The organism is Kutzneria buriramensis (genome assembly GCF_003387475.1).
GTDB lineage: Bacteria > Actinomycetota > Actinomycetes > Mycobacteriales > Pseudonocardiaceae > Kutzneria > Kutzneria buriramensis.
Genome location: NZ_QUNO01000008.1, coordinates 67,972 through 92,518 on the forward strand (window position 1 = coordinate 67,972; position 24,547 = coordinate 92,518).

General features: G+C 70.8%; 24 protein-coding genes. 14 read left to right on the top strand and 10 right to left on the bottom strand.

The features are described from left to right. Positions 1-68: 68 nt before the first annotated feature. A complete protein-coding gene (locus tag BCF44_RS23620; RefSeq protein ID WP_116176542.1) occupies positions 69-1,262 on the top strand; it encodes an acyltransferase in 1,194 nt (397 codons plus the stop codon). Between the two features lie 280 nt (positions 1,263-1,542). Next, on the top strand, positions 1,543-3,366 hold the full coding sequence (locus BCF44_RS23625) for a glycoside hydrolase (protein WP_116176543.1): 1,824 nt from the start codon (positions 1,543-1,545) through the stop codon (positions 3,364-3,366). On the opposite strand, the gene BCF44_RS23630 is transcribed toward BCF44_RS23625, so the two are convergent. Together BCF44_RS23630 and BCF44_RS23635 are read right to left on the bottom strand one after the other, a co-directional pair. Beyond that, on the bottom strand, positions 3,356-4,087 hold the full coding sequence (locus tag BCF44_RS23630; protein WP_116176544.1) for a hypothetical protein: 732 nt from the start codon (positions 4,085-4,087) through the stop codon (positions 3,356-3,358). The genes BCF44_RS23625 and BCF44_RS23630 overlap by 11 nt on opposite strands. Continuing rightward, the gene (locus BCF44_RS23635) at positions 4,075-4,593 is read right to left on the bottom strand and encodes an RNA polymerase sigma factor (RefSeq protein ID WP_170217703.1); all 519 of its coding nucleotides are present in this window, start codon (positions 4,591-4,593) and stop codon (positions 4,075-4,077) included. Before BCF44_RS23635 ends, BCF44_RS23630 begins: the two co-directional genes overlap by 13 nt. Before the next feature lie 197 nt (positions 4,594-4,790). Between BCF44_RS23635 and BCF44_RS23640 the strand changes: the two genes are divergently transcribed. Next, positions 4,791-5,381: a L,D-transpeptidase family protein gene (locus tag BCF44_RS23640; RefSeq protein ID WP_170217704.1), complete on the top strand. Its 591-nt coding sequence runs from the start codon at positions 4,791-4,793 to the stop codon at positions 5,379-5,381. A 66-nt stretch (positions 5,382-5,447) separates the two neighbouring features. Further along, positions 5,448-5,882 carry an OsmC family protein gene (locus BCF44_RS23645; RefSeq protein WP_116176547.1) on the top strand — a complete coding sequence of 145 codons (435 nt, stop codon included), beginning with the start codon at positions 5,448-5,450 and terminating at the stop codon, positions 5,880-5,882. On the opposite strand, the gene BCF44_RS23650 is transcribed toward BCF44_RS23645, so the two are convergent. From BCF44_RS23650 to BCF44_RS23660, 3 genes are read right to left on the bottom strand one after another with little or no spacing between them, the layout of a single operon-like run. Continuing rightward, a complete protein-coding gene (locus BCF44_RS23650; protein ID WP_116176548.1) occupies positions 5,857-9,477 on the bottom strand; it encodes an ABC transporter ATP-binding protein in 3,621 nt (1,206 codons plus the stop codon). The two genes, BCF44_RS23645 and BCF44_RS23650, sit on opposite strands and share 26 nt — an antisense overlap. Then, positions 9,470-9,892, bottom strand: coding sequence for a MarR family winged helix-turn-helix transcriptional regulator (locus BCF44_RS23655; protein ID WP_116176549.1), 423 nt, complete (start codon positions 9,890-9,892; stop codon positions 9,470-9,472). The genes BCF44_RS23650 and BCF44_RS23655 overlap by 8 nt, the downstream gene beginning before the upstream one ends. A gap of 19 nt (positions 9,893-9,911) precedes the next feature. Continuing rightward, a complete protein-coding gene (locus BCF44_RS23660) occupies positions 9,912-10,493 on the bottom strand; it encodes a class I SAM-dependent methyltransferase (RefSeq protein WP_116176550.1) in 582 nt (193 codons plus the stop codon). A 55-nt stretch (positions 10,494-10,548) separates the two neighbouring features. Between BCF44_RS23660 and BCF44_RS23665 the strand changes: the two genes are divergently transcribed. Then, positions 10,549-11,304 carry an AraC family transcriptional regulator gene (locus BCF44_RS23665; RefSeq protein ID WP_246015469.1) on the top strand — a complete coding sequence of 252 codons (756 nt, stop codon included), beginning with the start codon at positions 10,549-10,551 and terminating at the stop codon, positions 11,302-11,304. Positions 11,305-11,429: 125 nt separating this feature from the next. On the opposite strand, the gene BCF44_RS23670 is transcribed toward BCF44_RS23665, so the two are convergent. The 4 genes from BCF44_RS23670 to BCF44_RS23685 form a co-directional block, all read right to left on the bottom strand. Beyond that, positions 11,430-13,055, bottom strand: coding sequence for a DUF885 domain-containing protein (locus BCF44_RS23670; protein WP_170217705.1), 1,626 nt, complete (start codon positions 13,053-13,055; stop codon positions 11,430-11,432). Between the two features lie 36 nt (positions 13,056-13,091). Continuing rightward, complete coding sequence (locus tag BCF44_RS23675) at positions 13,092-13,988, bottom strand: S1C family serine protease (protein WP_116176552.1); 897 nt, start codon at positions 13,986-13,988, stop codon at positions 13,092-13,094. A 72-nt stretch (positions 13,989-14,060) separates the two neighbouring features. After that, complete coding sequence (locus tag BCF44_RS23680) at positions 14,061-15,047, bottom strand: Gfo/Idh/MocA family protein (RefSeq protein ID WP_116176553.1); 987 nt, start codon at positions 15,045-15,047, stop codon at positions 14,061-14,063. Positions 15,048-15,073: 26 nt separating this feature from the next. Continuing rightward, complete coding sequence (locus BCF44_RS23685) at positions 15,074-15,637, bottom strand: hypothetical protein (RefSeq protein ID WP_116176554.1); 564 nt, start codon at positions 15,635-15,637, stop codon at positions 15,074-15,076. 147 nt (positions 15,638-15,784) lie between these two features. On the opposite strand from BCF44_RS23685, the gene BCF44_RS23690 reads away from it, so the two are divergent. From BCF44_RS23690 to BCF44_RS23700, 3 genes are all read left to right on the top strand, one after another. Further along, a complete protein-coding gene (locus BCF44_RS23690; RefSeq protein ID WP_116176555.1) occupies positions 15,785-16,537 on the top strand; it encodes a phosphatase PAP2 family protein in 753 nt (250 codons plus the stop codon). 84 nt (positions 16,538-16,621) lie between these two features. Further along, positions 16,622-18,673: a threonine--tRNA ligase gene (gene thrS, locus BCF44_RS23695; RefSeq protein ID WP_116176556.1), complete on the top strand. Its 2,052-nt coding sequence runs from the start codon at positions 16,622-16,624 to the stop codon at positions 18,671-18,673. Further along, a complete protein-coding gene (locus BCF44_RS23700; RefSeq protein ID WP_246015471.1) occupies positions 18,670-19,212 on the top strand; it encodes an HIT family protein in 543 nt (180 codons plus the stop codon). Before thrS ends, BCF44_RS23700 begins: the two co-directional genes overlap by 4 nt. 120 nt (positions 19,213-19,332) lie before the next feature. Here BCF44_RS23700 and BCF44_RS23705 read toward each other — a convergent pair whose 3' ends face one another. After that, positions 19,333-19,872: a YceI family protein gene (locus BCF44_RS23705; RefSeq protein WP_116176557.1), complete on the bottom strand. Its 540-nt coding sequence runs from the start codon at positions 19,870-19,872 to the stop codon at positions 19,333-19,335. A gap of 87 nt (positions 19,873-19,959) precedes the next feature. On the opposite strand from BCF44_RS23705, the gene BCF44_RS23710 reads away from it, so the two are divergent. From BCF44_RS23710 to BCF44_RS23735, 6 genes are all read left to right on the top strand, one after another. Then, the gene (locus BCF44_RS23710; protein WP_116176558.1) at positions 19,960-20,442 is read left to right on the top strand and encodes a MarR family winged helix-turn-helix transcriptional regulator; all 483 of its coding nucleotides are present in this window, start codon (positions 19,960-19,962) and stop codon (positions 20,440-20,442) included. Between the two features lie 92 nt (positions 20,443-20,534). Beyond that, positions 20,535-21,146 (top strand): phosphatidylinositol phosphate synthase, encoded by a 612-nt coding sequence (pgsA, locus tag BCF44_RS23715; protein WP_116176559.1) that lies wholly within the window; start codon positions 20,535-20,537, stop codon positions 21,144-21,146. Beyond that, positions 21,143-22,036 carry a phosphatidylinositol mannoside acyltransferase gene (locus tag BCF44_RS23720; RefSeq protein WP_116176560.1) on the top strand — a complete coding sequence of 298 codons (894 nt, stop codon included), beginning with the start codon at positions 21,143-21,145 and terminating at the stop codon, positions 22,034-22,036. Before pgsA ends, BCF44_RS23720 begins: the two co-directional genes overlap by 4 nt. A 3-nt stretch (positions 22,037-22,039) precedes the next feature. Then, positions 22,040-23,119, top strand: coding sequence for a glycosyltransferase family 4 protein (locus BCF44_RS23725; RefSeq protein WP_116176561.1), 1,080 nt, complete (start codon positions 22,040-22,042; stop codon positions 23,117-23,119). An 11-nt stretch (positions 23,120-23,130) separates the two neighbouring features. Next, entirely contained in the window at positions 23,131-23,520 is a 390-nt protein-coding gene (locus BCF44_RS23730) for a hypothetical protein (protein ID WP_116176562.1), read from the top strand. Between the two features lie 52 nt (positions 23,521-23,572). Then, positions 23,573-24,529, top strand: coding sequence for an NUDIX hydrolase (locus BCF44_RS23735; RefSeq protein ID WP_116176563.1), 957 nt, complete (start codon positions 23,573-23,575; stop codon positions 24,527-24,529). Positions 24,530-24,547: the final 18 nt, after the last annotated feature.

Genomic DNA, 24,547 nt, shown 5'->3' on the forward strand with positions numbered 1-24,547 from the left:
TAACCCACTCTCAGGTCGAGGTTGCAAGCTAGTCACCGATCACGAGTGGGAGAGGGAGGACGGGCCCGATGAGCGTTCAAGTGCTCCCCGCCGCGACCCAGGCGAAGGCCCCGGGCAAGGCGGGCAAGGGACACCTCAACCAGGTGGACCTGGTTCGGGTGCTGACCTTCGCCAGCGTGATCATGGTGCACGTCATCACGTACACCAACGACGGCGCGAACGTCACCGCCTACGGCGTGCTGGCGCTGCTGCACTACACGCGGTCCGTGTTCTTCTTCCTCACCGGCTTCGTCCTCGTCTACACGTACCGCAAGCGCCCGCTGGCCAGTGGCACCTTCTGGCGGCGGCGGATGGCGCTCGTCGGCATCCCGTACGTGATCTGGACGGCGTTCTACTTCGGCATCATCCAGCAGGTCGGCCAGCCCGACCTGCCGGTCGCGCAGTTCCTCGACTACCTGTGGGGCTGCATCTACAAGGGAGTCGGCTGGTACCACCTGTACTTCCTGCTGGTGTCGCTCCAGTTCTACATCCTGTTCCCGTTCGTGCTGGCCGTGCTCAAGGCCACCGTGCGGCACCACAAGAAGATCCTGATCGGTTCGGCGATCCTCCAGGTGGGCATCTCGCTGGCCGAGACCTACCTGCCCGCGCCGTCCGACCCGGATTCGACGCTGGGGCAGCTGTGGACCAACGACGGCACCATCGTCTTCTCGTACCAGTTCTTCCTGCTCGCCGGCTGCCTCGCCGCCTTCCACTACGAGGCGTTCCAGGCGTGGATCACCTCGCACGCCAAGCTGATCTGGTGGGGCCTGGGCCTGTCGTCGGCGTTCGCTTTGACCTGGTACGGCGTCAACATCGCGTACGGCCACGCCCCCGGCGACGCGACCGGCGTGCTCCAGCCGGAGATGCTGCCCTGGTACGCCTTCGTCGTGCTGGCCATGTACCTGACCGGCTCGCGCTGGGCCGCCCGGCAGGAGACCGGCAGCCGCTCGCAGCGCATCGTCGCCGCCGCCTCGCAGCGCTCGTTCGGCGTCTTCCTGGTGCACCCGGCGATGCTGTGGGTGTTCCTCAACAAGTTCGACATGTGGTTCCCGAACCACATCCCCCAGGGCCTGTACCTGACGCTGGCCGCCTACGCCTTCGCGGTGGTCACCTCCCTGATCTTCGTGGAGATCGTCATCCGCAGCCCGCTGGCCAAGGTCCTCATCGGCCGCGAGCGCATCCGCCGCGCCCCCAAGCCCACCCCCGTCCCCGTCGCCGTCTAATCCCCCGCGAGTCGCGCTCTGGGACACACCGAATGTAGGTTTCGGGCAGAAACGAGACTCAGATCTCGGTTCTGCCCGAAACCTACATTCGCTCTGTCGCTAGGCGCGACTCGCGGGGTAGGGCGTCGACCGGCCCGTCCAGCCCGACGTCGAGCATCCGCGTAGTCCATACGGCTCATAGTGACCACACCCGGGCGGCCGCGCTTCTGGACAGCGGCGTCGTCAACTGGCAACGACCGGCCCTACCGACGCGTGCCGATCACTCCCTACCGTCAACGGCATGCGGACGGTGATCCTGGCAACGGCGCTGGTCATGACGGCGATGGCGGCCCCCGCGGTGGCGGCGCCGCAGGCGGCCGCGGAGGTGTCGGGCACCCCGGCGCAGTCGGTGCAGGGCTTCGGCGCGTCCGGCGCCTGGTGGGTGAACGATCTCGCCAACTTTGCCCCGGCGGCCAGGCAGCGGGTGAGCGACCTGTTGTTCGGGCCCGCAGGACTGGACCTCAGCGTCTACCGCTACAACGTGGGCGGTGGCGGGGTCGGCGTCTCCAACCCGGCCCGCGCGCCGCAGACCGCCCTGGTCAGCCCCGGGGTCTACGACTGGTCGAAGGACCCGGGCGGCACCGCCTTCGTACAGGCGGCGGCCCAGCACGGCCTGCCGGACCTCCAGGCGTTCGTGAACAGCGCGCCGCCGGTGTGGACCACCAACGGCAAGAGCTGCGGCGGCTCCCTGACCGGCGGCGACGAGGCGGCCTACGGGAAGTACCTGGCCGACGTCGTCACCCACTTCCAGCAGCAGGGCGTGACGTTCTCGCAGGTCAGCCCCATGAACGAGCCGGACAACAACTTCGGCGACTGCGGCCAGGAGGGCATGTCCGTCGGCACCGGCCAACGCGGTGCGATCGTGCGGGCGGTCGGCGCGGCGCTGGCCGACGCGGGCTCCCAGGCGCAGGTCCTCGCCGACGAGACGAGCTGGGCGTTGCAGGACATCTTCGAGCTGCCGTCCTGGGCCGGCGACGCGAACACCCAGCGCTACCTGGTGGCGCTGGCCCACCACACCTACGACTTCCCGACCAACGCCACCCTCAACGTGCTGCGCTCCAGCGCCAAGAACTACGGCAAACCGTTGTGGGCCACGGAGATCTGCTGCTCCAATGGCGGCGGCTACGGCCAGGGCTTCGACCCCACGATCGACGGCGGCCTGCGCATGGCCGACCTGATCCACCAGGACCTGACCGAGGCCAACGACGCCCAGTTCGACTGGTGGACGGCGCTGTCGCCGGTGCTGGGCTGCGACCCGGTGGCCGTGCCGAGCTGTCCGACCACGAAGAACTCGCAGGGCTGGAACGACGGCCTGATCTACTACGACCCGAACTACGCCACCGACGGCAACCAGAACCTCTATCTCACGAAGCGGTTCTGGGCGCTGGCCAACTTCAGCCGGTTCGTGCGCCCCAACGCCGTGCGGTTCCCGATCACCGGCATGCCGTCGAACGTCTGGCCGGTGGCCTTCGAGTCCGGCGGCACGTGGACGGTAGTGGCGATCAACGACAACACCTCCGCCACCAGCTTCCCGCTGCACTTCGGCGCCACCAACGGCCAGCTCACGCCCACCGGCGCCTACCGCACGTCCGCCACCGAGGACCTTGCCCTCGTAACGCTTCCCACCGTCAGCGGCAGCACCATGACCGCCACACTCCCCGCCCGCAGCATCACGACGTTCACGTTCAGCCAGCCCACAACCGCCGTGCCGGGCCGCAACTACGTCATCCAGTCGACCAACTCCGGCTCCGCCGCCGACGTCGCCGGTGCGTCCACTTCGGACGGTGCGAGCGTGATCCAGTACCACACCACCGGCGACGCCAACCAGCGCTGGACCGTGCAGGCCAACGGCACGATCACCTCGGTGAACAGCGGAAAGTGCCTGGACGCCTCGGCCGCCGCCGTGACCCAACGCACCTGCAACGGGTCTCAAGCCCAGCAGTGGAGCCTCACCGACGGCTCGATCGCCAACCAGGGCGGGGGATTGACGGCGGCGTCCACTGTGGACGGCGTGCAGCTGACGGTCGGCGCCGGCCAGCAGTGGACCCTGGACGCTACTGGTTGACGATCGTCATCTTGTTCATCGACAGCAACGTGTTCGTGTTCATGTCGATGATGAACGACAGCGCGCCCGGGCCGACGTCGGCCGTGTAGTCGCTGCCCGAGCGGCCGCTGAAGTCCTGGGCCGGCGCGGCCAGCAGGCCGACGCCGGGCGTCCGCAGCAGCAGGTTCACCACCAGCTGCCGGAAGTCCGCGCCGAGCCCTGGTTTGCTGAGGAGATCGGTCAGCACTTCGGCGTCGTACCGCCCGGTCTGCTTGGCGACCCGTTCGACGGCCGCGCCCAGCGCGTCGGCCGTGCGCGGCAGGTCGGCGACGATGGTGTGCTGGTCGGCGGCGAGCACGTCCGGCGACATGGCGGCGAACTCGGCGGGCATGCCCGGCCGGTCCAGCGCGATCGGCTCGGGCACGTCGGCGAACGTCCGGTCGAAGTCCGGCGATTTCAGGCGCACGGTGTGATGGACGTCGTCGATCCACACCTCCTCGGCCCACGGACCGGCGGCGGTCGCGTGCGGGCTGAGCCAGCGCAGATGCCGGATCGCCGGCGGCGCGCTCGCCTCACGGACATCGGTCGGCGACTGCACCGGCGGTCGAACCACCGTCAGCACAAGCAATCCCGCCGCCGCGGCGGCCGTGAGCGCGACAGGCAGCCATCGTCGACGTCGAGCGGGCTCGACACGGCGCAGGCCGGCGAGCATCCGCTCCTCGAACGGGGTCAGGTCTGGCACGGCGAGCCCTTCTCGGCCAGCGGCGCCAACTTCCGCCGCGCGCGGGCCAGCCGCATCCGGGCGGCCGACGGCGTGATGCCGAGCACCGCGGCGGCCTCGGCCGGCGTCAGCTCGTCCAGGCTCACCAACAGGAACAGCTCCCGCTCGGCCGGCGGCAGGTCGTCGAGGCCGGCCAGCACGGCGGTCGCGGCGTTGGCTGCGTCCACGCGTGCCTCCAGTTCGGCCAGATCGTCGGCGGCCAGTGTGCGACGACCGTAGACCCGTTGCAAGGCACGGTACTCCGCGCCCCGCCGCCGGCCGCGCGACGCGATCACGTGCGCGGCGATGCCGAACAGCCAGGACCGGGCCGTGCCGCGGCTGGGATCGAAGCCGCCGGGCCGTTCCAACACCGCGAGGAACACCGCCGCCACCACGTCGGCGGCCTCGGTGGGATCGCCCAGCCGGCGCACGGCGTAGCCCAGCAACGCGTGCACGTGGTCCCGGTAGAGCGCTTCCGTGTCCTCCACGGTCGTTCCGACGAGCGAGTGGCACCGGAAGTTGCGCCGGGGGACACTCGTGCCAATCCCCAGTGACGCCGATTCGTTCGCTCAAGGGGTCCGAGTACATGTCGAGAACCGCAAAAGTGCTGGTCGCAGGGTCCGTCGTGGTATTGGCGGCGGCCTGTGGGCAGGCGCAGTCCCAACCTCTGCCAGCGGCGGAAACCGTGACGTCCACCACAACGACCACGACCGCGCCGCCCAAGTCGACGCCGCCGACGGTGTCCGAGGTGCAGAAGATCCTCGGCGATCTCGGCTACCAGGCCCGCGCGGTGACCGGCCAGGTCGACGACGAGACGAAACACGCCATTGTGGCGTTCCAGAAGGTGAACGGCTTACCTCGCACCGGTGTGGTGGACGACGCCACCGCTGCGGCGCTGCGCGCGCCGAAGGCGATCACCCCTCAACACGCCACGCCCGGCACGCACCTCGAGGTCGACATCGCCCGCCAGGTGGCCTATGTCGTCACCGACGGCAAGGTCGGCAAGATCTACGACGCCTGCACCGGTGACAACGTCGGCGACCGGGTCACGCCGCTGGGCGACTTCCACGTCTACTACCAGATCAACTTCTGGGAGTACGGCCCGCTGGGCAACCTCTACCACCCCAGCTACATCACCACGACCGGCATCGCGGTGCACGGCGGCGAGCCCGTCCTGGCGCAGCCGGGCAGCAACGGCTGCGTGCGCCTGACCGATCCGTCCATCGACGAGGTGTTCCCGCTGCTCCGGCCGGGCGCGGAAGTCCTCATCCACTGAAACCTTGCACACAACTAAAGTGTGCACTAGTGTTCCCGGTGTACCCATCATCGAGGAGGCACCGAAATGCCCAGTCGCGACGCCACCACCCACTGGGAGGGCGGGCTCCAGGCCGGCAAGGGAACCGTCACGTTCGACTCGTCGAACGCCGGCCAGTTCGACGTGTCGTTCCCGACGCGCACCGGCAACCCGGACGGGCAGACGTCGCCGGAGGAGCTGATCGCCGCCGCGCACAGCTCCTGCCTGGCCATGAACCTGTCCGGCGTGCTCGGGGCCGCCGGCCTGACCGCGGACTCGATCGACGTCAGCGCCGAGGTCACCCTCGGCCCGGACCCGGCCGGCGGCTTCGCCATCACCGGCATCGCGGTCACGGTCAACGCCAGCGTGCCCGGCCTGGACGCGGCGAAGTTCGCCGAGCTCGCCCAGACCGCCAAGGACACCTGCCCGGTCAGCAAGGCGCTGGCCGGCACCACGATCACGCTGGACGCGACGCTGGTGTGACGGCGAACGCTGCCCACAACCGGGCGTAGTGGTCGCTGTCGGCGAGCAGCTGCTCGTGCGTGCCGACGGCGACCACCTGCCCGGCGTCCATCACCGCGATCCGGTCCGCACCGCGCGCGGTCTGCAACCGGTGCGCGATCAGGATCGTGGTGCGGCCGGCCGCCAGCGTGGACATCGCGGCGGAGACCACCGATTCCGTTGCCAGGTCGAGGTTCGCGGTCGCCTCGTCCAGCAACAGCAGCACCGGATCGACCAGTTGGGCCCGCGCCAGGCAGAGCAGCTGCCGCTGCCCGGCCGACAGCGAGCCGCCCCGCTCGCCGATCTCGTGCAGATACCCGCCCGGCAGCTTGGCCACGAACTCGTGCGCGCCGATCGCCCGCGCCGCCGCCTCGACCTCCGCGTCGGTGGCGTCCGGCCGGCCGTAGGCGATGTTGTCCCGGATCGTGCCCGGGAACAGGAACGCCTCCTGCGGCACGTAACCGAGCTGCCGCCGGAACTCCTGCGGCTCCAGCTTGCGCAGGTCGGTGCCGTCGATGCTGATGGAACCCCGGTCCGGGTCGTAGAACCGGGCCAGCATCTTGACCACGGTGGACTTCCCGGCGCCGGTCTCGCCGATCAGCGCGACCGTTTCCCCCGGCTCCACCACGAGATTCATGCCCCGCAGCACGTCCGTGTCCACGCCCGGGTAGCGGAACCACACGTCGTCCAGGGCGATCCGGCCGGCGAGCCGGCCGGGATGGATCGGCCTCGCGGCGGTCGGCGTGAGATCCGGCTCGGCCAGCAGGTCGTTGATCCGCTGCATGGACACCTGGGCCTGCTGCCAGTCGTCGAAGACACCGGACAGCTGCTGCACCGGCGCGAAGAACAGGCCGAGGTAGAGCACGAACGCGATCAGCTCGCCGGCCGTCAGCTCGCCCCGGGCGATGAGGAAGTAGCCCGCGCCGAGCACCAGCGCCGCGCCGAGGTCGGACAGGAACTCCAGGAACGGGAAGTAGGCGGAGATCAGCCGCTGTGCCTTCATCCGCGCGTCCAGGTAGCCGCGGGTGAGCCGCTTGAACTCGGTCTGCCGCCGCCCCTGCTGCCCGAACGCCTGCGACTCCCGCACCCCGGACAGGCTCTCCTGCAGACCCGCGTTGACGTCCGAGATCCGCTCCCGCGCCTGCACGTAGCTGCCCTTGGCCAGCCGCCGGAACAGGGTCGTGGCCAGGACGAACGGGATCAGCACGAGCGCGGCGACGCCGGTCAGCTCGATGTTCATCACGGCCATCGCCGTCAGCACGCCGGCGAACGTCAGGACGCTGGCCGCGGCCTGGAGCAGGCCGTTCTGGAGCAACGAGGAGAACGAGTCGGTGTCGGTGGTCATGCGGGTCATGACCTGGCCGATCATCTCCCGGTCGTAGAACGAGACCGGCAGCCTCAGCAGCCGCTTGAAGACCCGGACCTTCAGCGCCATCAGCAGCCGCTCGCCGGTGCGGCCGTTGACCTGCGTCATCGCCACCGACACGGCGAGGTCGCCGAGCACCACCGCGAGGAAGACGCCGGCCGACAGCATCAGCGCGGCGACCGAGCCGTTGACCACGCCGTTGTCGATGCCCTCACGGGAGAAGTACGGGCCGGCGGCCGTGGCGACGGCGTCCAGCAGCACCAGGAACAGGCCGAGGCCGAGCGCCGCGCGGTGCCGCCAGACGAAGCGCCGGAAGGAGAAGTGCGGCTCGTCGTCGGCGGTGTCGATGTCCGCCCGGTCCTTGACCGGCGGCAGCGCGGCGATGCCCTTGGCCATCTCGGCCGGCGTCTCCATGATCGCCAGTTGCCTGCGCTTGCCGCCCTCGGCCTGCCAGGCGTCTTCCGTGACGCCGTCGGTGATCTCGATGTCGATGTCCTCGTCGGTGCCGGCCAGCAGCCGCCGGTAGAGCGGACTTTCCGCCATCAGTTCGTCGTGACTGCCTTGCGCGACAACACGTCCCTTGTCCACCACAGCGATCCGGCTCGCCAGGCGCAGCGTCGAACGCCGGTGCGCTATGAGCAGCGTGGTGCGGTCGACCATCACCCGGCGCAGGGTGGCGTGGATGCCCTCCTCGATCCGGGCGTCCACCGCGCTCGTGGCGTCGTCCAGCACCAGGATCCTCGGGTCGGTCAGCAGGGCCCGGGCCAGCGCGATTCGTTGCCGCTGCCCGCCGGACAGCGTCAGCCCGCGCTCGCCGACCTGCGTCCGGTACCCCTCCGGCAGCGCCAGGATGAACTCGTGCGCCTCGGCCGCCCGGGCCGCCGCCTCGATCTCCTTGTCGGTGGCGTCCGGCCGGCCGTAGCCGATGTTGGCCCGAACGGTGTCGGAGAACAGGAAGCTCTCCTCGAACACCATGCCGACCTGGCCGCGCAAGGAATCCACGGTCACGTCGCGGACGTCGACGCCGTCGATCTCGACGCTGCCGCCCTGCACGTCGTGGAATCGGGCCAGCAGCATGGCCACCGTCGACTTGCCGGAGCCGGAAGTGCCCACCAGGGCAACGGTTTCGCCCGGTTCCACGCGCAGGGTGAAGCCGTCGAGCACCGGCTCCGAGCTCAGGTAGCCGAACTTGGCGTCGGTGATGGCGATGTCGCCCTTGACCGGCGGCAGCGGTGTGGCGTCCGGCTTGTCCGTGACGGCCGGCATCGAGTCCAGCAGGTCGAAGATCCGCCGCGCGGAGATGCCGGCGCGCTGGGTGGCGCTGATCATCGCCGCGAACATCTGCGCCGGGCCGATCACCTGCGACAGATACGTGGCGAAGGCCAGGAACGTGCCGACGGTGATGTTGCCGTGCAGCGCGAGCCAGCCGCCCAGCGCCAGCAGCAGCACCTGCCCGATCGCCGGAATCGCCTGCAGCAGCGGCTGGTACTTGGCGATCAGCCGCACCGAGCGGATGCGCGCGCCGTAGAGTTGCTGGCTGGCCTCGATGAACCGGTCGAGCTCGTGGTCCTCCTGGCCGAACGCCTTGACCACGCGGATTCCGGACACGGTCTGGTTGACGGTCTGCGTCACCTCCGCGCCGCGCTGCTGACTGTCCCAAGTGGCCGGTCGCACCTGCCGCCGCATCCGGTACACGACCACGACCAGCGCCGGCACCACCAGCGCGCTGATCACCGCCAGCAGCGGCGACAGCACGACCATCACGATCAGCGACACCACGATCAGCAGCACATTGCTGCTCAGCGCCGGCAGATACGACAGCACCCGCACCATCACGCCGGCGTCCGTGGCGATCCGTGACACCAGCTGCCCGGTCGGCATCGCCTGGTGGCTGCCGATGTCCAGGCGCTGCAACTGTTCGTGCACCGCGTTGCGGATCTGGTACTGGACCTCCAGCACCACCTTGGCCGCGCGATAGCGACGGATCCTTGACGCCGCAAAGGCCAGCACGCCGACCGCGATCAGCGCCAGCAGCCACGGTAACAGCGCGGATCTGTGCGTCAGGATCACGTCGTCGACGATGTGCCGCTCCAGCAGCGGCGTCACCGCGGCCAGGCCGGCGCCGGCCAGCGCGGCGGTGAACGTCAGCAGCAGGCTGCGGCGCTGGATCTTCAGGAACGGCAGCAGGCGGCGGATCCAGTTGTCAGTCATCGGCGAGCCGATCCATCAGGTCCGCGGCGTCGGCCAGCAGCCGGCGCTCGGACGGGGTGAGGTGGATGTCCATCGCCTTGGCCAGCCAGCGTTCCCGGGCCTGCATGTCCTCCGACAGCGCGGCCAGGCCGGCCTCGGTGATGCCGATGAGATGCTGCCGGCGGTCCAGCTCGTCCGGCCGGCGCACGATCAGGCCGTCCGCCTCCAGCGCCGCCAGCGTCCGGGTCAGCGACTGCGGCTGGAGCCGCTCCAGGTCGGCCAGGTCGCCCGCGGACATCCGACCGTTGCGGTAGAGCTGGGCCAGCACGCTGATCTTGGTCGGCGCGAGCGCGTCCGCCGGCCGCTCCGCGCGCAGCCGGCGGGACAGCCGGACCACGCCGGACCGGATCCGGCGGACGTTCTCGTCGCGATGCACATTCGTACGCTACTGCGTACTAACGCGACGGCGCGACCGATTTAGTGGCGCGGAACTTGAACACGCCCTCCTTGACCGTGACTTCCACGTCCTCGAACCCGGCTCGGCGCAGGCGTTCCGGCAGCTCGTCCGGGTCGACGACGTTCATCGTGTCGCCGATGTGCAGCAGCCGGAACCGCAGGCTCAGCCGGCTGTCGCTGCCCGCGAACACGCCGCCGGGCCGCAGCACCCGGAACGCCTCCGCGAAGATGCCGTCCTGCATCTGCCGGGTCGGCACGTGGTGCAGCATCGTGAAGCACACCACCGAGCTGAAGTCGTTGTCCGGCAACGACAGCCGGCTGCCGTCGCCGTGCAGGATCGTCGCCCTGCCGTCGAACTCCGCGCGCAGGTCCCGCGCCGATTTCTCGTCCACCTCGACCGCGGTGACGTTCGGCGCCATGTCCACCAGAACCCGTGTCGTGGCCCCGAATCCGGGGCCGATCTCCAGCAGGTCCGCGCCGAGTTCGACGCCCGCGAGCGACCACGGCAGCTTCTGCTCGCGGACCTGCCGGGCCCAGTCCCGTGACGCGCAGATCCTCCGGTGCATCAGATTCATCGGCATGTCGTCGACGGTAGGACCCCCGCCCGCTGTCCGCTACCGAGTAGAGTGACAGCCGATGTCTTCAGACGGACACGCCATCATGGTGCTCAGCGTGACCATGCCCAAGGGGGAGTGGTTCGACTGGCACCTGCACCCCGACCACCAGTTCGCCTGGGCGGCCGAGGGCATGCTCACCGTGCAGGTCGGCGACGCCACCTGGGTGCTGCCGCCCAGCCGGGCGCTGTGGATCCCGGCCGGCACCGTGCACCGCACCGGCGCCGCCAGCACCTCGTCCATGCACAGCGTGTACTTCGGCGGCCGGCACTGGGGCGAGCCGACCGTCGTCGCCGTCGGGCCGCTGCTGGCGGAACTCATCCGGTACCTCGCGGATCTCACGCTGGAGACCGCGCCGCGGCGGCGGGCCGAGGCCGTGCTGCGGGACCTGCTCGTGCCCGTGCCGGTCTCCACCATCCACGTGCCCTCCGTGTCCGCGCGGCTGTCGCGGATCGCCCTGGCGTTGACCGAGGATCCAGCCGACGACCGGGAACTCGCCGCGTGGGGACGGCTCGTCGGCGCCTCCGCCCGGACCCTGGCGCGGGCCTTTGTCGCCGAGACCGGCATGACCTTCGGCACCTGGCGCACCCAGGTCCGGCTGCTGGCCTCCCTGCCGCTGCTGGCCGCCGGCATGCCCGTCGCCACCGTCGCCCGCCGCGTCGGCTACGCCACGCCCAGCGCCTTCGTCGCCGCCTTCCGCCGCGTCACCGGCACGACTCCCGGCACCTATTTCACTGAGCCTTTGCCGCGCGTTCCGCGCGGGGCTCGGCCGCTCTGATCCGGTGCCTTCGCTTGCCGGATTTCGAGCGCCGCATCGGTTTCCCGGTGGGTTCGTCGGTGGCGGCGATCGAAATCCGCCAACCGCTCCAGGCACCGGCGCGGCCTCGCGACGCCGGGAATCCGTCAGACCAGCAGCCGCTCCAGCTCCGTGGTGAGCAGATCCAGGCCCATCGGCCCGAGGTCCAGCGCGGTGTGGTGGAACGTGCGCAGGCCGAAGCGGGAACCCTGACGCGCCTGCGCCGCCTCCCGCGCCGCCAGCCACGCCCGTTCCCCCACCTTGTACGCGATCGCCTGCCCGGGCAGCCCGAGGTAGCGGTCCACCTGGAACCGTGCGAACTCCTCGCCGCCGATGGAGCCCGACCGCCCCAGCACGAACTCCACGGCCAGCTCCGGCGTCCAGCGCTCGCCGTCGTGGAAACCCACGCCCCGCGGGATGTCCAGCTCCAGGTGCAGGCCGATGTCGACGATCACCCGCGCCGCCCGCAGCTGCTGGCCGCCGGCGAGCATGCCCATCCGGTGCGCCGGCAGCTCGTAGTAGCCGAGCTCGTCCATCAGCCGCTCCGCGTACAGGCCCCAGCCCTCGCTGTGCCCCACGTGCAGCTCGGCGCTCATCCGCTGGAACCGGTTGAGCGTGCCGGTGTTCAGCACGTTCAGGCCCAGCTGGAGGTGGTGGCCGGGCGCGCCCTCGTGGAACATCACCGACGGCGCCGCCCACGTCACCGGCTCCTCCTCGGTGAGGGAGTACCACACGGTGCCGGGCCGGCTCAGGTCCTCGGCGGGCGCCAGGTAGTAGATGCCGGTGTTGGAGCTCGGCACCCGGCAGTCCAGGCGTCGCAACGGTTCCGGGATGTCGAAGTGGGTGCCGTCGAGGTCGGCGATCGCCTTGTCGGCCAGCTCCTGGATCCACGCCCGGAACCGGTCGGCGCCGCGCACCCGGTGCGCGGGGTCGGCGTCCAGCGCGGCCAGCACGGCGGGCAGCGGCTCGCCGGGCGCGATCTCCGCGCCGACCTCCCGCATCTGCGCTTCCAGCCGGGCCAGCTCCTGCCAGCCCCAGTCGTACGTCTCCAAAAGATCGATCTCGCTGCCGAGGAAGTGACGTGCCTCCAGGGCATAGCGCTCGGCTCCGACGGCGTCGCGCAGCGGCGCGGCCGGCGCCAGGGTCTCGGTCAGGTACGAGGCGAAATCCAGCAGCGCGGCCCCGGCGCGCTCGGTCTCGGCCCGGTACCCGGGAGGCAGAGTGTCCAGGTAGTCGGCGAATTCCTTGCTCTGCCGGGCGCAGTTCACGACCTGCCGGAGGGCGGACAGTCGCCCCTGCTGACGGCCCCGTTCCAGCGACACCCGCAGCCCCGCCAACGCCTCCGGGATGCCCGCCAGCCGCGACCGCAGGTCCGCCTCGACGGTGCGTTCGCCCTGGTCCAGGACCTCGATGGCCTGCCGCAAACGCTGCGGCGGGCTGTCGATGGTGTTGAGGTCGGCGTCCACGCAGCCGGCGACCGAGCGGGCCAGGTCGATCTCCAACCGATCCCGCAGCACGGCGGCGGCGCGGCGCTCGGCGTCGGTGCGCACGGGCGTGGCGGTCAGCTCCGCAAGGGTCCGTTCGGCCAGCTCGTGCCGCGCCGCGAAGCCGTCGGGGCTGTAGTCGGTCAGCTCGCCGTCGTGCCCGGCGATTCCCATCATGGCGGCCAGGCACGGATCGGCCGCGGCGAGTTCGCCGGCGTACCGGTCGGACAGCGCATCGACGTCGCTCATCGGCCAGAGCATAGGTGGTCGACGGCCCGCGAGTCGCTAATTGCCGTTTGCCACCAACTTCTGCGCCACCGACTTGGCCTGGTTGCTCGAGATGGCGAAGCCGATGCCGACGCTGCCCTGCGACGGCGAGTAGATCGCGGTGTTGATGCCGATGAGCTGGCCCTGCATGTTGAACAGGGCGCCGCCGGAATTCCCCGGGTTGATGGGCGCGTCGGTCTGGATCATGCCTCGGTACGACGTCTTCGACCCGCCCTGCTGCGTGTACGGGCTGCCGTTCTGGTCGCCGGCGGAGATGCTGCGGTTGAGCGCGCTGACCACGCCGGAGGTGACGGTGCCCTGCAACCCTTCGGGGGAACCGATGGCCACCACCTGGTCGCCGACCTTCACCTGGGAGGAGTCCGCGAACGTCACCGTCTTCAGGCCGCTGACGCCCTGCACCTTGAGCACGGCGAGGTCGGTCGTGGGATCGGTGCCGACGACGGACGCCTGGTGCCGGCTACCGTCGTTGAGGGTGACGGTGAACGTGCCGCCGGAGGACACCACGTGGTTGTTGGTGAGGATCAGGCCGTCGGAGCTGATCACCACGCCCGAGCCGATGTCGTTCTGGCCGGTGATCTGCACGACCGACGGCAGCCCGCTGGCGGCCACCGAGCTCACCGAGCCGGTGGTGTTGTTGGACGCGGGGGTGCCGGTCGCCGGCGTGTTCAGCGAGCTGACCACAGTGGACGGTGAGGCGACGGACGTGGTGATCCACGCGCCGGTGCCGCCGCCGACCACCGCGGCCAGCACCGCGGCGCCCACCAGGACGGCGGTTCCCTTGCGGGCCTTGCGGGGCGGCTGCGTCGCGAACAGCGGGTTCTGGAAGCCGGTCGGCGGCGTCGGCGTGTCGTCGGTGTACACCGGGGACTCTGGGCTGCGGGGCGTCTCGGTCATGGTTCAACTGTGAAGCCCATACATATGAGGAACCTGAGGCGAAGGCGTGCGCAACCCAAGAGTTTGGTGGCGCTATCTGGGGGACAGCCCGGCCTTGCGGTAGATCTCGTCGATGACGGTCATGTTCTTGATCGAATCCGACGGTGGCGTGAGCACCGGCTCGCCGCGCAGCACGGCCGCGCAGAAGGCGTCCAGCTGATAGCTGTAGGACGGCCGCTTCGACAGCCGCTCCACGCGCTTGCCGTCGGCGGTGCGGACGGTCAGCCGGTGATAGGCCTGCGGCGCAACGAAGTTGAACACGTCCAGGCGGCCCTTGTCGCCGATCGCGGAGGCGGTGATCTTGAGGAGGTCCGCCGACCACAGCGACGCGGTGAGTGAGCCCGTGTGCCCCTTGGGGAACACCAGGTCCGCCTTCATCGCCCGGTCCACATCGGGCTTGTGCAACTTCGCGTGCGCCGACACGACGTCCGGCTCGTCGCCGCCCAGCAGCCGGACCATGTGCAACGCGTAGCAGCCGGCGTCCATCATCGCGCCGCCGGCGAGTTCGCGGTTGTAGCGGATGTCGGAGAACTTCGGCAGCGGGAAGCACAGCGCCGCCTGGACGTGCTTGAGCTTGCCGACCTCGCCGCTGGCCACGATGTCTACCACCCGCTGCGCGAGCGGGTGGTAGCGGTAGTGGAAGGCCTCCATCACGACGAGGCCGCTGTTGTCCGCCGCCTCGGCGACAGTGGCGGCTTCGGTGGCGTTGCTGGTGAAGGGCTTCTCGCACAGCACGTGCTTGCCGGCCGCCAGCGCGGCGAGCGTCCACTGCGCGTGCAGGCCGTTGGGCAGCGGGTTGTAGACGGCGTCGATGTCCGGGTCGGCGAGCAGTTCCTCGTAGCCGCCGTGCACCTTGGCGATGCCGTGCTTCCGCGCGTACTCGGCGGCCCGGGCGCGGTCCCGGGCCGCCACCGCGACGACCTCGGCCTCGGCGTTGCCCCGGGCCGGCGCGATCAGGGCGTTCGGCGCGATGCGCGCCGCGCCGAGCACCCCGATGCGAACGGTCTTGGTGTCACTCATGCCCCGATACTAGTTAACAGGTGTAACTAGCCCTGCTGCTGGCCTGGCCCGGGGCCGAAGCCACCCCGGCCGAATCCGTTCTGGGGGCCGTTCGGGCCGTTGCCGTACTGGTGATAGGGCCGGTGCATGCCGGGGCCGCCGCCGACGTGGTGCGCGCCGATGATGCCGCCGACGCCGCCGCCCACGATCAGTCCGACCACCAGCGCCGCGACCACCTGCGTGACCCGGTTGCGGGCGAAGGTGGCGAACTTGCCGGGCGGCTTCTGGACGTAGATCACCTGCGGTTGCGGCGCGCCGGGCGGGGGAGCGTAGGTCGCCCCCGGCTGACCCGGCTGCGGCTGGCCCGGCTGTTGTGGTGCCTCGGCCGCGAACGCGGCCTGCGGCGGCGCCTCGGCGGTCGGCTGCTGCGCCGCCTGGGCCTCGGTCGGCTGCGCCGCGACCGGCTGTTCCGCGGCCGTCGGCTCGGCCGTGGTCGGCTGGTCGGCGGCGGGCTGCTGCGGCGGGGTCTGCTGCTGGTGCGCCTCGGGGCCGGCCACCGGCCGCGGGTGCTGCTCGGTCGGCTGCTCTTCTGGGGTGTTCGGCTCGGACATCTGGCCTGCTCCTGGGGTGTGCGGTCCTGCTGACACCAGACTGTGCGAGCCCCCTGTGCTCCCGCTGAGCGCAACCTGTCGAAGTCGTAGCGAAATCATGACCAGACACGCACAGTTCGCACACAGGACACGGGCAGTGTCGATCACATGAGGCTGCTGGCGGTGGGGGGAAACGTGGTCGGGCTGGCGCTCGCCTACGCGGTGTTCGTGCTCTGGTCGACCGGCCGGACCCTGGAGGACGCCGCGCTGATGCCGGTCAACACCGGCGGCACGCTGGCGGCCAACAGCCCCAAGCTGATCGCGCTCGGCATCGTGGCGGTGCTGGTGACCGGGGCGGTCCAGCGCCGCTGGCGGCAGACCGTCTCGGCGGCCGTGCTGCTGGCCGGCACGATCTCGGCCGGGCTGGTGCTGAAGCTGGCGTTGCTGTCCCGACCGGGCTACATCGCCAACAGCTTCCCCGGCGGCCACGTCACGGCGTGCGCCGCGATCGTGCTGGCGGCCGTCCTCGTGCTGCCGCAGGATCTGCGGCCGGTGGCGCTGGTGCTCGGCGCCGTGTTCACGTCCTTCGTCGCCGCCACGACCATCGAACTGGGCTGGCACCGGCTCAGTGACACGATCGGGGCATTGGCTCTCTGCGGGGCCTTCGCGGCGGCCCTCACCGACGCCCGGCCGCCGCGCTGGGCGGCGGTCACGGCGGCCTGCGCGCCGATCGCCGCCGTGCTCGCGGGATTCGTGGTAGTGGCCGAGACCAGCCGCGCCGACCTGGTGATTGTCGCCACCGGCGGGATCACGGCGGCGGTGCTGGCGGCGGTCACGCTGCCCCTGTGCGCGCTGCCGAGGGCTACGGCGAACAGTCAGGTGTCCGCTGGATACGATGGGAGGCCGACGTACCCCGTGTAGAGCGTGTCCCCAGCTAGACGTGTCCCAGATAGAGGAGTCACTGTGTCGCAGCCGCGTCCCTCAGGCCCAGGAACAGCACCCCGCGTGACGGTGCCGGCCGGGACGACGGCGGGCACGGCGGTCCGCGAGGCCGGCCTGCCCGGCAAGGGATCCGACGCGATCGTCGTGGTCCGCGACGCCGACGGCCGCCTGCGCGACCTGTCCTGGGCGCCCGAGGCCGACGTCGAGGTGGAGGCCGTCGCCGCCGACACCGACGACGGCCGCAGCGTCATCCGGCACTCCGCCGCGCACGTGCTGGCGCAGGCCGTGCAGCAGGCGTTCCCGGAGGCCAAGCTCGGCATCGGCCCGCCGATCAAGGACGGCTTCTACTACGACTTCCAGGTCGACAAGCCGTTCACGCCCGAGGACCTGGACGCGCTCGAGAAGCGCATGAAGCAGATCATCAAGGGCTCGCAGCGGTTCTCGCGCCGGGTCGTCGACTCCGTCGACGCGGCCAAGGCCGAGCTCAAGGACGAGCCGTTCAAGCTCGAACTTGTTGACCTCAAGGCGCCCGATGACCCGCTTGCGGGGGCGAGCATCGACACTGTCGACACGTCCGAGGTGATGGAGGTCGGCGCGGGCGAGCTGACCATCTACGACAACCTCGACCCGCGCACCAACGACCGGGTGTGGGGCGACCTGTGCCGCGGCCCGCACGTGCCGACCACCAAGCACATCCCGGCGTTCAAGCTGATGCGCTCGGCCGCCGCCTACTGGCGCGGCAGCGAGAAGAACCCGCAGCTGCAGCGGGTCTACGGCACGGCGTGGGAGTCGCAGGAGGCGCTGGACGCGCACCTGGAGATGATCGCCGAGGCCGAGCGCCGCGACCACCGCCGCCTGGGCACCGAGCTCGACCTGTTCAGCTTCCCCGACGAGATCGGCTCGGGCCTGGCCGTCTTCCACCCGCGCGGCGGCATCGTGCGCCGGGCCATGGAGGACTACTCGCGCCGCCGGCACGAGGAAGAGGGCTACGAGTTCGTCTACTCGCCGCACATCACCAAGGGCACGCTGTTCGAGACGTCCGGCCACCTGGACTGGTACCGCGACGGCATGTACCCGGCCATGCACCTGGACGCCGAGCTCGACGAGGACGGCAAGGTCCGCAAGCCCGGCCAGGACTACTACCTCAAGCCGATGAACTGCCCGTTCCACGACCTGATCTTCCGGTCGCGCGGCCGGTCCTACCGCGAGCTGCCGCTGCGCATGTTCGAGTTCGGCACGGTGTACCGGTACGAGAAGTCCGGCGTGATCCACGGCCTGACCCGCGTGCGCGGCATGACGCAGGACGACGCGCACATCTTCTGCACCCCCGACCAGCTCCAGGACGAGCTGAAGTCGCTGCTGACGTTCGTGCTGAACCTGCTGCGCGACTACGGCCTCGACGACTTCTACCTGGAGCTGTCCACCCGCAACGACGAGAAGTACGTCGGCTCGGACGAGGTGTGGGAGCGGGCGACCAACGCGCTGCGCGAGGCCGCCGACGACTCCGGCCTGGAGCTGGTGCCGGACCCGGGCGGCGCCGCCTTCTACGGCCCGAAGATCTCCGTGCAGGCCAAGGACGCGCTGGGCCGCACCTGGCAGATGTCCACCATCCAGGTCGACTTCAACCTGCCCGAGCGGTTCGAGCTGGAGTACACCGCGGCCGACGGCAGCCGCCAGCGGCCGGTCATGATCCACCGCGCGCTGTTCGGCTCCATCGAGCGGTTCTTCGGCGTGCTCACCGAGCACTACGCGGGCGCGTTCCCGGCCTGGCTGGCCCCGGTGCAGGCGGTCGGCATCCCGATCGCCGACGAGCACGTCGACCACCTGATGCAGGTCACCAAGGCGCTGCGGGCGCGCGGCGTGCGGGTCGAGGTCGACGCCTCCGACGACCGGATGCAGAAGAAGATCCGCAACCACACCATGCAGAAGGTGCCGTTCATGCTGGTGGCCGGGCAGAAGGACGTGGAGGCCGGCGCGGTGTCGTTCCGGTTCCGCGACGGCACCCAGGTCAACGGCGTGCCGGTGGAGCAGGCGGTGGAGTCGGTCGTGGACTGGATCGCCCGCCGCGAGAACGCCTCGCCCAGCGCGGAGACCTTCACGGTGGCCACCGCGTGACCGATGAGCGGGTTCGGCAGGACGGTGTCGGGGTCCCGGACGCGCTCCAGCGGCTGTGGACCCCGCACCGGATGGCCTACATCCAGGGGGAGAACAAGCCCGCCGACGACCACCCGGCGGGCTGCCCGTTCTGCGCCATCGTGAACCTGCCCGACGAGCAGGCGCTGATCCTGGCGCGGGGGCAGCTGGTGTACGCCGTGCTGAACCTGTACCCGTACAACGCGGGGCACCTGATGGTGGTGCCGTACCGGCACGTCGCCGACTACACCGACCTGAACGCGGCGGAGACCGTGGAGCTGGGGGAGTACACCCAGACCGCGATGCGGGTGGTGCGCAGCGTCTCCGCCCCGCACGGCTTCAACATCGGCATGAACCAGGGCGCCGTCGCCGGCGCCGGCATCGCCGCCCACCTGCACCAGCACGTGGTGCCCCGCTGGGGCGGCGACGCCAACTTCATGCCCGTCATCGGCCAGACCCGCACCATCCCCCAACTCCTGGGCGAGACCTGGGCCCTGCTGTCCAAGGCCTGGCCCAAATAGCGCGAGTCGCGCCCAGCACCAGAACGAATGCGGGAACCGTGCAGAACCGATCCCGAAGGCTCGGTTCTGCACCAACCCACATTCGTCCTGGCTGTCAGCGCGACTCGCGGGGGTCGGGACTCAGGCCTGGAGCTGGGCCTCGACGTCCAGCTCGACCTTGATCTTGTCGCTGACCACGGCGGCCGGGATGTTGCCGCCGACGCCGAAGTCGGAGCGCTTGATCTCGGTGGTGGCGGACACGCCCAGCACCTTGCCGTTCGGGCCCTCGCCGAAGCCGCCCAACTCGCCGGTCAGGGTCACCGGCTTGGTCACGCCGTGCAGGGTGAGGTCGCCGTCGATCTCGATCTCCTCGCCGTCGATGCGCACGGCGGTGGAGGTGAAGCTCAGGTGCTCGTGCTCCTCGACGTGCAGGAAGTCGGGCGACTTCACGTGGCCGTCGCGCTGCTCGTTCTTGGTGTCGATGCTGTCGGCCTGGATCGTCGCGGTCACCGTGGACGTCGACGGGTCCTCGCCGGTGACGATCGTGCCGGACACGGTGTTGAAGCGACCGCGCACCTTGGACACGCCGAGGTGACGCACGATGAACGCGACATCCGAGTGCACCGGGTCGATGTTCCAGGTGCCGGCGACGTATCCGGGGATCTGGGTTGCGGCAGTCATCTCTCGGTCCTCCATGAGCATTGGTTGAACTCTCAACCGGAGACTAGCACTGAGGTTGAGAGCTCAACAACAGGTACCATGGTGACTATGACTGAGCCGCGCTGGTTGTCCGAGTCCGAGCAGGAGGTGTGGCGGGCCTACCAGACCGCGACCAAGCTGGTCGGCGAGTCCCTGGACCGTCAGCTCCAGCGCGATTCCGGCATGCCCACCACCTACTATGAGATCCTCGTCGCACTGTCCGAGGCTACCGGCCGCGAGCTGCGCATGAGCGAGCTCGCCGAGTTCACCAAGTCCTCCCGCAGCCGCCTCTCGCACGCCATCGCCCGGCTGGAGGAGAACGGCTGGGTGACCCGCCGCTCGTGCCCCACCGACAAGCGCGGCGCGTTCGCCAGCCTCACCGAGGACGGCATGGGCGTGGTCCGGGCGGCCGCCCCCGGGCACGTCAACGAGGTGCGCACCGTGCTGTTCGACGGGCTATCCACCGATCAGGTGAAGCAGCTGGGTGAGATCTCCGCGGCGATCGTCGCCCAGGCCAGCAAGGGCTGCCCCAGCGACCCGTGTGACGAATGAGACGCGGGGGTGTCGCTGGCGGCCGGCCAGGGGGCGCTGGTTAGGCTGGGCGTATCCGGTCCTGAAGTGCAGGTAGGTGCCTCCGCCGCCCCATGCTGAACATCTTCGCTCGCGCCTCCGTCTCCCGCGTCACCGACCCCGTCGGGACGTGGCTGCTGCGTCTGGGTGTCACCCCCAACGCGGTCACGGTCGTCGGCACCGCGGGCACCGTGCTCGGCGCGCTCTGGTTCATCCCCCGGGGCCAGCTGTTCGCCGGCACCGTCGTGATCACCTTCTTCGTGCTGTTCGACCTGCTTGACGGTGCCGTGGCGCGGGCCAGCGGCGCCGGCACGCGGTTCGGCGCGGTGCTCGACGCCAGCTGCGACCGGATCGCCGACGGCGCGCTGCTCGGGGCCATCGCCTGGTGGTGCCTGGCCGTCGCCGGCGACAGGAACGGCGGCGCCGCCGCGTTGATCGCGCTGGTCGGCGCCCAGGTCATCTCGTACGTGAAGGCGCGCGCCGAGGCCACCGGCCTGTCGGCCGACGGCGGCCTGGTCGAACGGGCCGAGCGCATCGTGCTGGCGTTGGTCGGCACCGGCCTCACCGGCCTCGGCGTCCCGTACGCGCTGGACGTCGCGCTGTGGATCCTGGCCCTGCTGGCGCTGGTCACGGTCGGGCAGCGGCTGATCGCCGTGCACCGGTCGGCCAAGGAGCAGGCCGGGTGAAGGGCCTGCTCGTCACCGCCGCCTTCCGTGCCGGCTGGGCGCTGGCCCGGCTCGCCCCCGAACAGGTCGCCGTCGGGGCGTTCCAGTGGGGCGCGGACCTCGCGACCCGGCGGGGCGGGCCCGGGGTCGAGCAGTTACGCCGGAACCTGGCCCGGGTCGTGCCGCGGGCCGGCGCCGCCGAGCTGGACGACCTGGTCGCGCGGGGGATGCGGTCCTACGCCCGCTACTGGTGCGAGACCTTCCGGCTCCGGCCCGACGACGTCGACGCCGTGCACCAGGCGGTCGAGCGCACCGCCACCGGGCAGGAGAACCTGCACGCCGCGTGCGCCGAGGGCAACGGCGTGATCCTGGCGCTGCCGCACTGCGGCAGCTGGGACCTGGCGGGCGTGTGGCTGCTCGGACACAGCCGTCAGGTCAGTGTGGTCGTGCAGCGGCTGCGGCCCGAGTCGCTGTACCGGAGCTTCACGCGGGCCCGGGAACGGCTGGGCTTCGACGTCGTGCCGTCGGCCGGCGGCGAGATCAGGCCCACCGAACACCTGGCGCAGCGCCTGCGGGCCGGCGGCGTCGTGTGTCTGTTCGCGGACCGGGACCTCACCGCCAACGGCGTGCCCGTCACGTTTTTCGGTGGCACCACTCGTATGCCGGCCGGGCCGGCGTATCTCGCCGCCACCACCGGCGCGACGCTGTTGCCCGTCGGCACCTGGTTCACCGAGACCGGGTGGGGGCTGCGCGTGCACCCGCCCGTCAAGGTGAACGGGATCGAGGGCATCGGGGCCGCCACGCAGGCGCTGGCCGACGTGTTCGCGGCCGACATCGCCGCGCATCCCGAGGACTGGCACATGCTGCAACGGCTGTGGCTCGCGGAGGAGCCCGCCCAGAATGAAGACTGATCGGTGAGAATCGGCCTGGTGTGCCCGTATTCGCTCGCTGTGCCGGGCGGGGTTCAGGCGCATGTCGCCGGGCTGGCGGCAGCGTTGCGGGGTCTGGGGCACGACGTGTCGGTGCTCGCGCCGGAGGGGCGTGCGCTGCCCATTCCGTACAACGGCTCCGTCGCGCGGCTGGCCTTCGGACCGGGGGCGTACGTGCGGGTGCGGCGGTGGCTGCGAGCTGGGGCGTTCGACGTCCTGCACGTCCACGAGCCCATCGCGCCCAGCCTGTCGTTCCTGGCGTTGGCTTCCGGCGGCGGGCCGATCGTCGCGACCTTCCACACGTCGTTCAACCGGTCCCTGATCCTGCTGGCCGTGCAGGGGGTGCTGCGGCCGCGGCTGGAGAAGATCACCGCTCGGATCGCCGTGTCCGAGCCGGCGCGGCGGGTGCAGGTCGAACACCTCGGCGGCGACGCCGTCGAGATCCCCAACGGTGTCGACGTCCGGTTCTTCGCCGACGCCGCGCCGCTGCCCGGGTATCCGCGGGCCGGCGGCACCATCGGTTTCGTCGGCCGGTACGACGAGCCGCGCAAGGGCATGTCGGTGCTGGTCGAGGCCATCCGGCTGCTGGCTCCCCGCTACCCCGACCTGCGCCTGCTCGTCGCCGGCCGCGGCGACGCCTCGGCGCTGCGCGCCGCCTGCCCTCACGTTGAGGTCCTGGGCGAGGTCACCGACACCACCAAGGCTGCCTTGCTGCGGTCCGTCGACGTCGTGTGCGCCCCCAACACCGGCGGCGAGAGCTTCGGCATCGTGCTCGCCGAGGCCATGAGCGCCGGCGCCGCCGTCGTCGCCAGCGACCTCGACGCCTTCCGCCGGGTCCTCGGCCCCGCCGCCCTCTTCGCCCCGCCCGGCGACCCCGTCGCCCTGGCCGCCCGCCTCGACGCCGTCCTGTCCGACCCCGTCCGCCGCCTGGAACTCGCTTTCGCCGGCTCCGCCCGCGCCCTAGCCTTCGACTGGTCCCTCGTAGCCGACCAGGTCCTCCGCGTCTACGAAGCCGCCACCTCGGCCAACCCCCGCGAGTCACGCTCACAGACACACCGAATGTAGGTTTCAGGCAGATGCCGCACCGCAAACCCCGCCGGCTCGGCATCGCCACGGACTACTACCGCTGGCACGTCGGCCACGCCCACGAGCCCCTGGAAGATGCGCTGGAGCGGGACAAGACCTGCCGCGAGATCCTGGTGATCCGCCGCGAGGGTTGCCAGGGCCGGCTCCACGTCACCTTCGCCGTCGGCAACGGCAATCTCGTCCGGGACGGCTGGCTCGTCCACGCCGGCGCGGTGCGGCACGCCGATGGCCGGGGTCTCAACCTCAACCAGCCCGGGGTGGTCCGCGCTTTCCTCGACCAGGCAATCGCCACCGGCTGGGACCCGTTCGCCAACCGCACCACCGAGCTCGACGGCTGGGCCCTGTTCGACACTGCCCACGCCGTGGTCCGACCTGCCTGAAACCAACATTCGCCCTGGCTGCGAGCGCGACTCGCCGGGGTAGGGTCGAGGGGTGATCGTCGAGGGGGCAGCGCTGTTGCTGGTGGCGGCGGTCCTCGTGGCGAGGACGCTGGGCCTGACCAGTCGGCTGGACCGGTTGCACATCCGGACGGACGCGGCGTGGGCGGCGTTGGACGCGGCGCTGGCGCGGCGGGCGCTGCTGGCCCGGCTGGCGAGTCCGAAGCTCCAGCACGCCACCGAGGAGGCGGAGAAGGCGCCGCGGGCGGACCGCGAGGCAGCGGAGAACGAGGTGAGCCGCCTGCTGGGGGAGCTGGACCGCACGACGCTGCCGGCGGAGATCGCGACGGAGCTGGCGGACGCGGAGCACCGGCTGGTGCTGGCCCGCCGCGTCCACAACGACGCCGTCCGCGACACGCTTGCCTTGCGGCGCAGGCGACCCGTCCGCTGGCTGCGGCTGGCCGGGCGGGCGCCGCTGCCGAGTTACTTCGAGATCGCGGAGCCGGTGGCGCCGGAGAGCGGCGAGCAGGCGCTGGTGCCACGGGCGTCGGCGCGCATCCTGCTGGTGGACGACCGCGGCCGCGTTCTCCTGTTCCGCGGCGGCAATCCGCCGCCGAACAACACCGAGCAGTGGTGGTTCACACCGGGCGGCGGCATCGAGAAGGGCGAGGCGCTCAAGGAGGCGGCCGTCCGGGAACTGGTGGAGGAGACCGGAATCCGCTGCGAGCAGGACGATCTGACGGGTCCGGTCTGGCTGCGCCGCGTCACCTTCTGCTTCGACGGCCGGTGGTTCCTCGGCGAGGAGTGGTTCTTCCTGGTGCACACCAGCGCGAACGCCATCGACACGTCCGGCTTCACCCAGCTGGAGAACGACACCGTCACCGGCCACCGGTGGTGGACCACCCAGGAGCTGGCCGGTTCCGACGAGCTGATCTACCCCGCTCAGCTGGGCCCGTTGCTCGACGAACTTCTTGCCACGCAATGGGACGGCACGGTGCGGCCGGTGCGCTGAGGCACCGGCCGCATCACC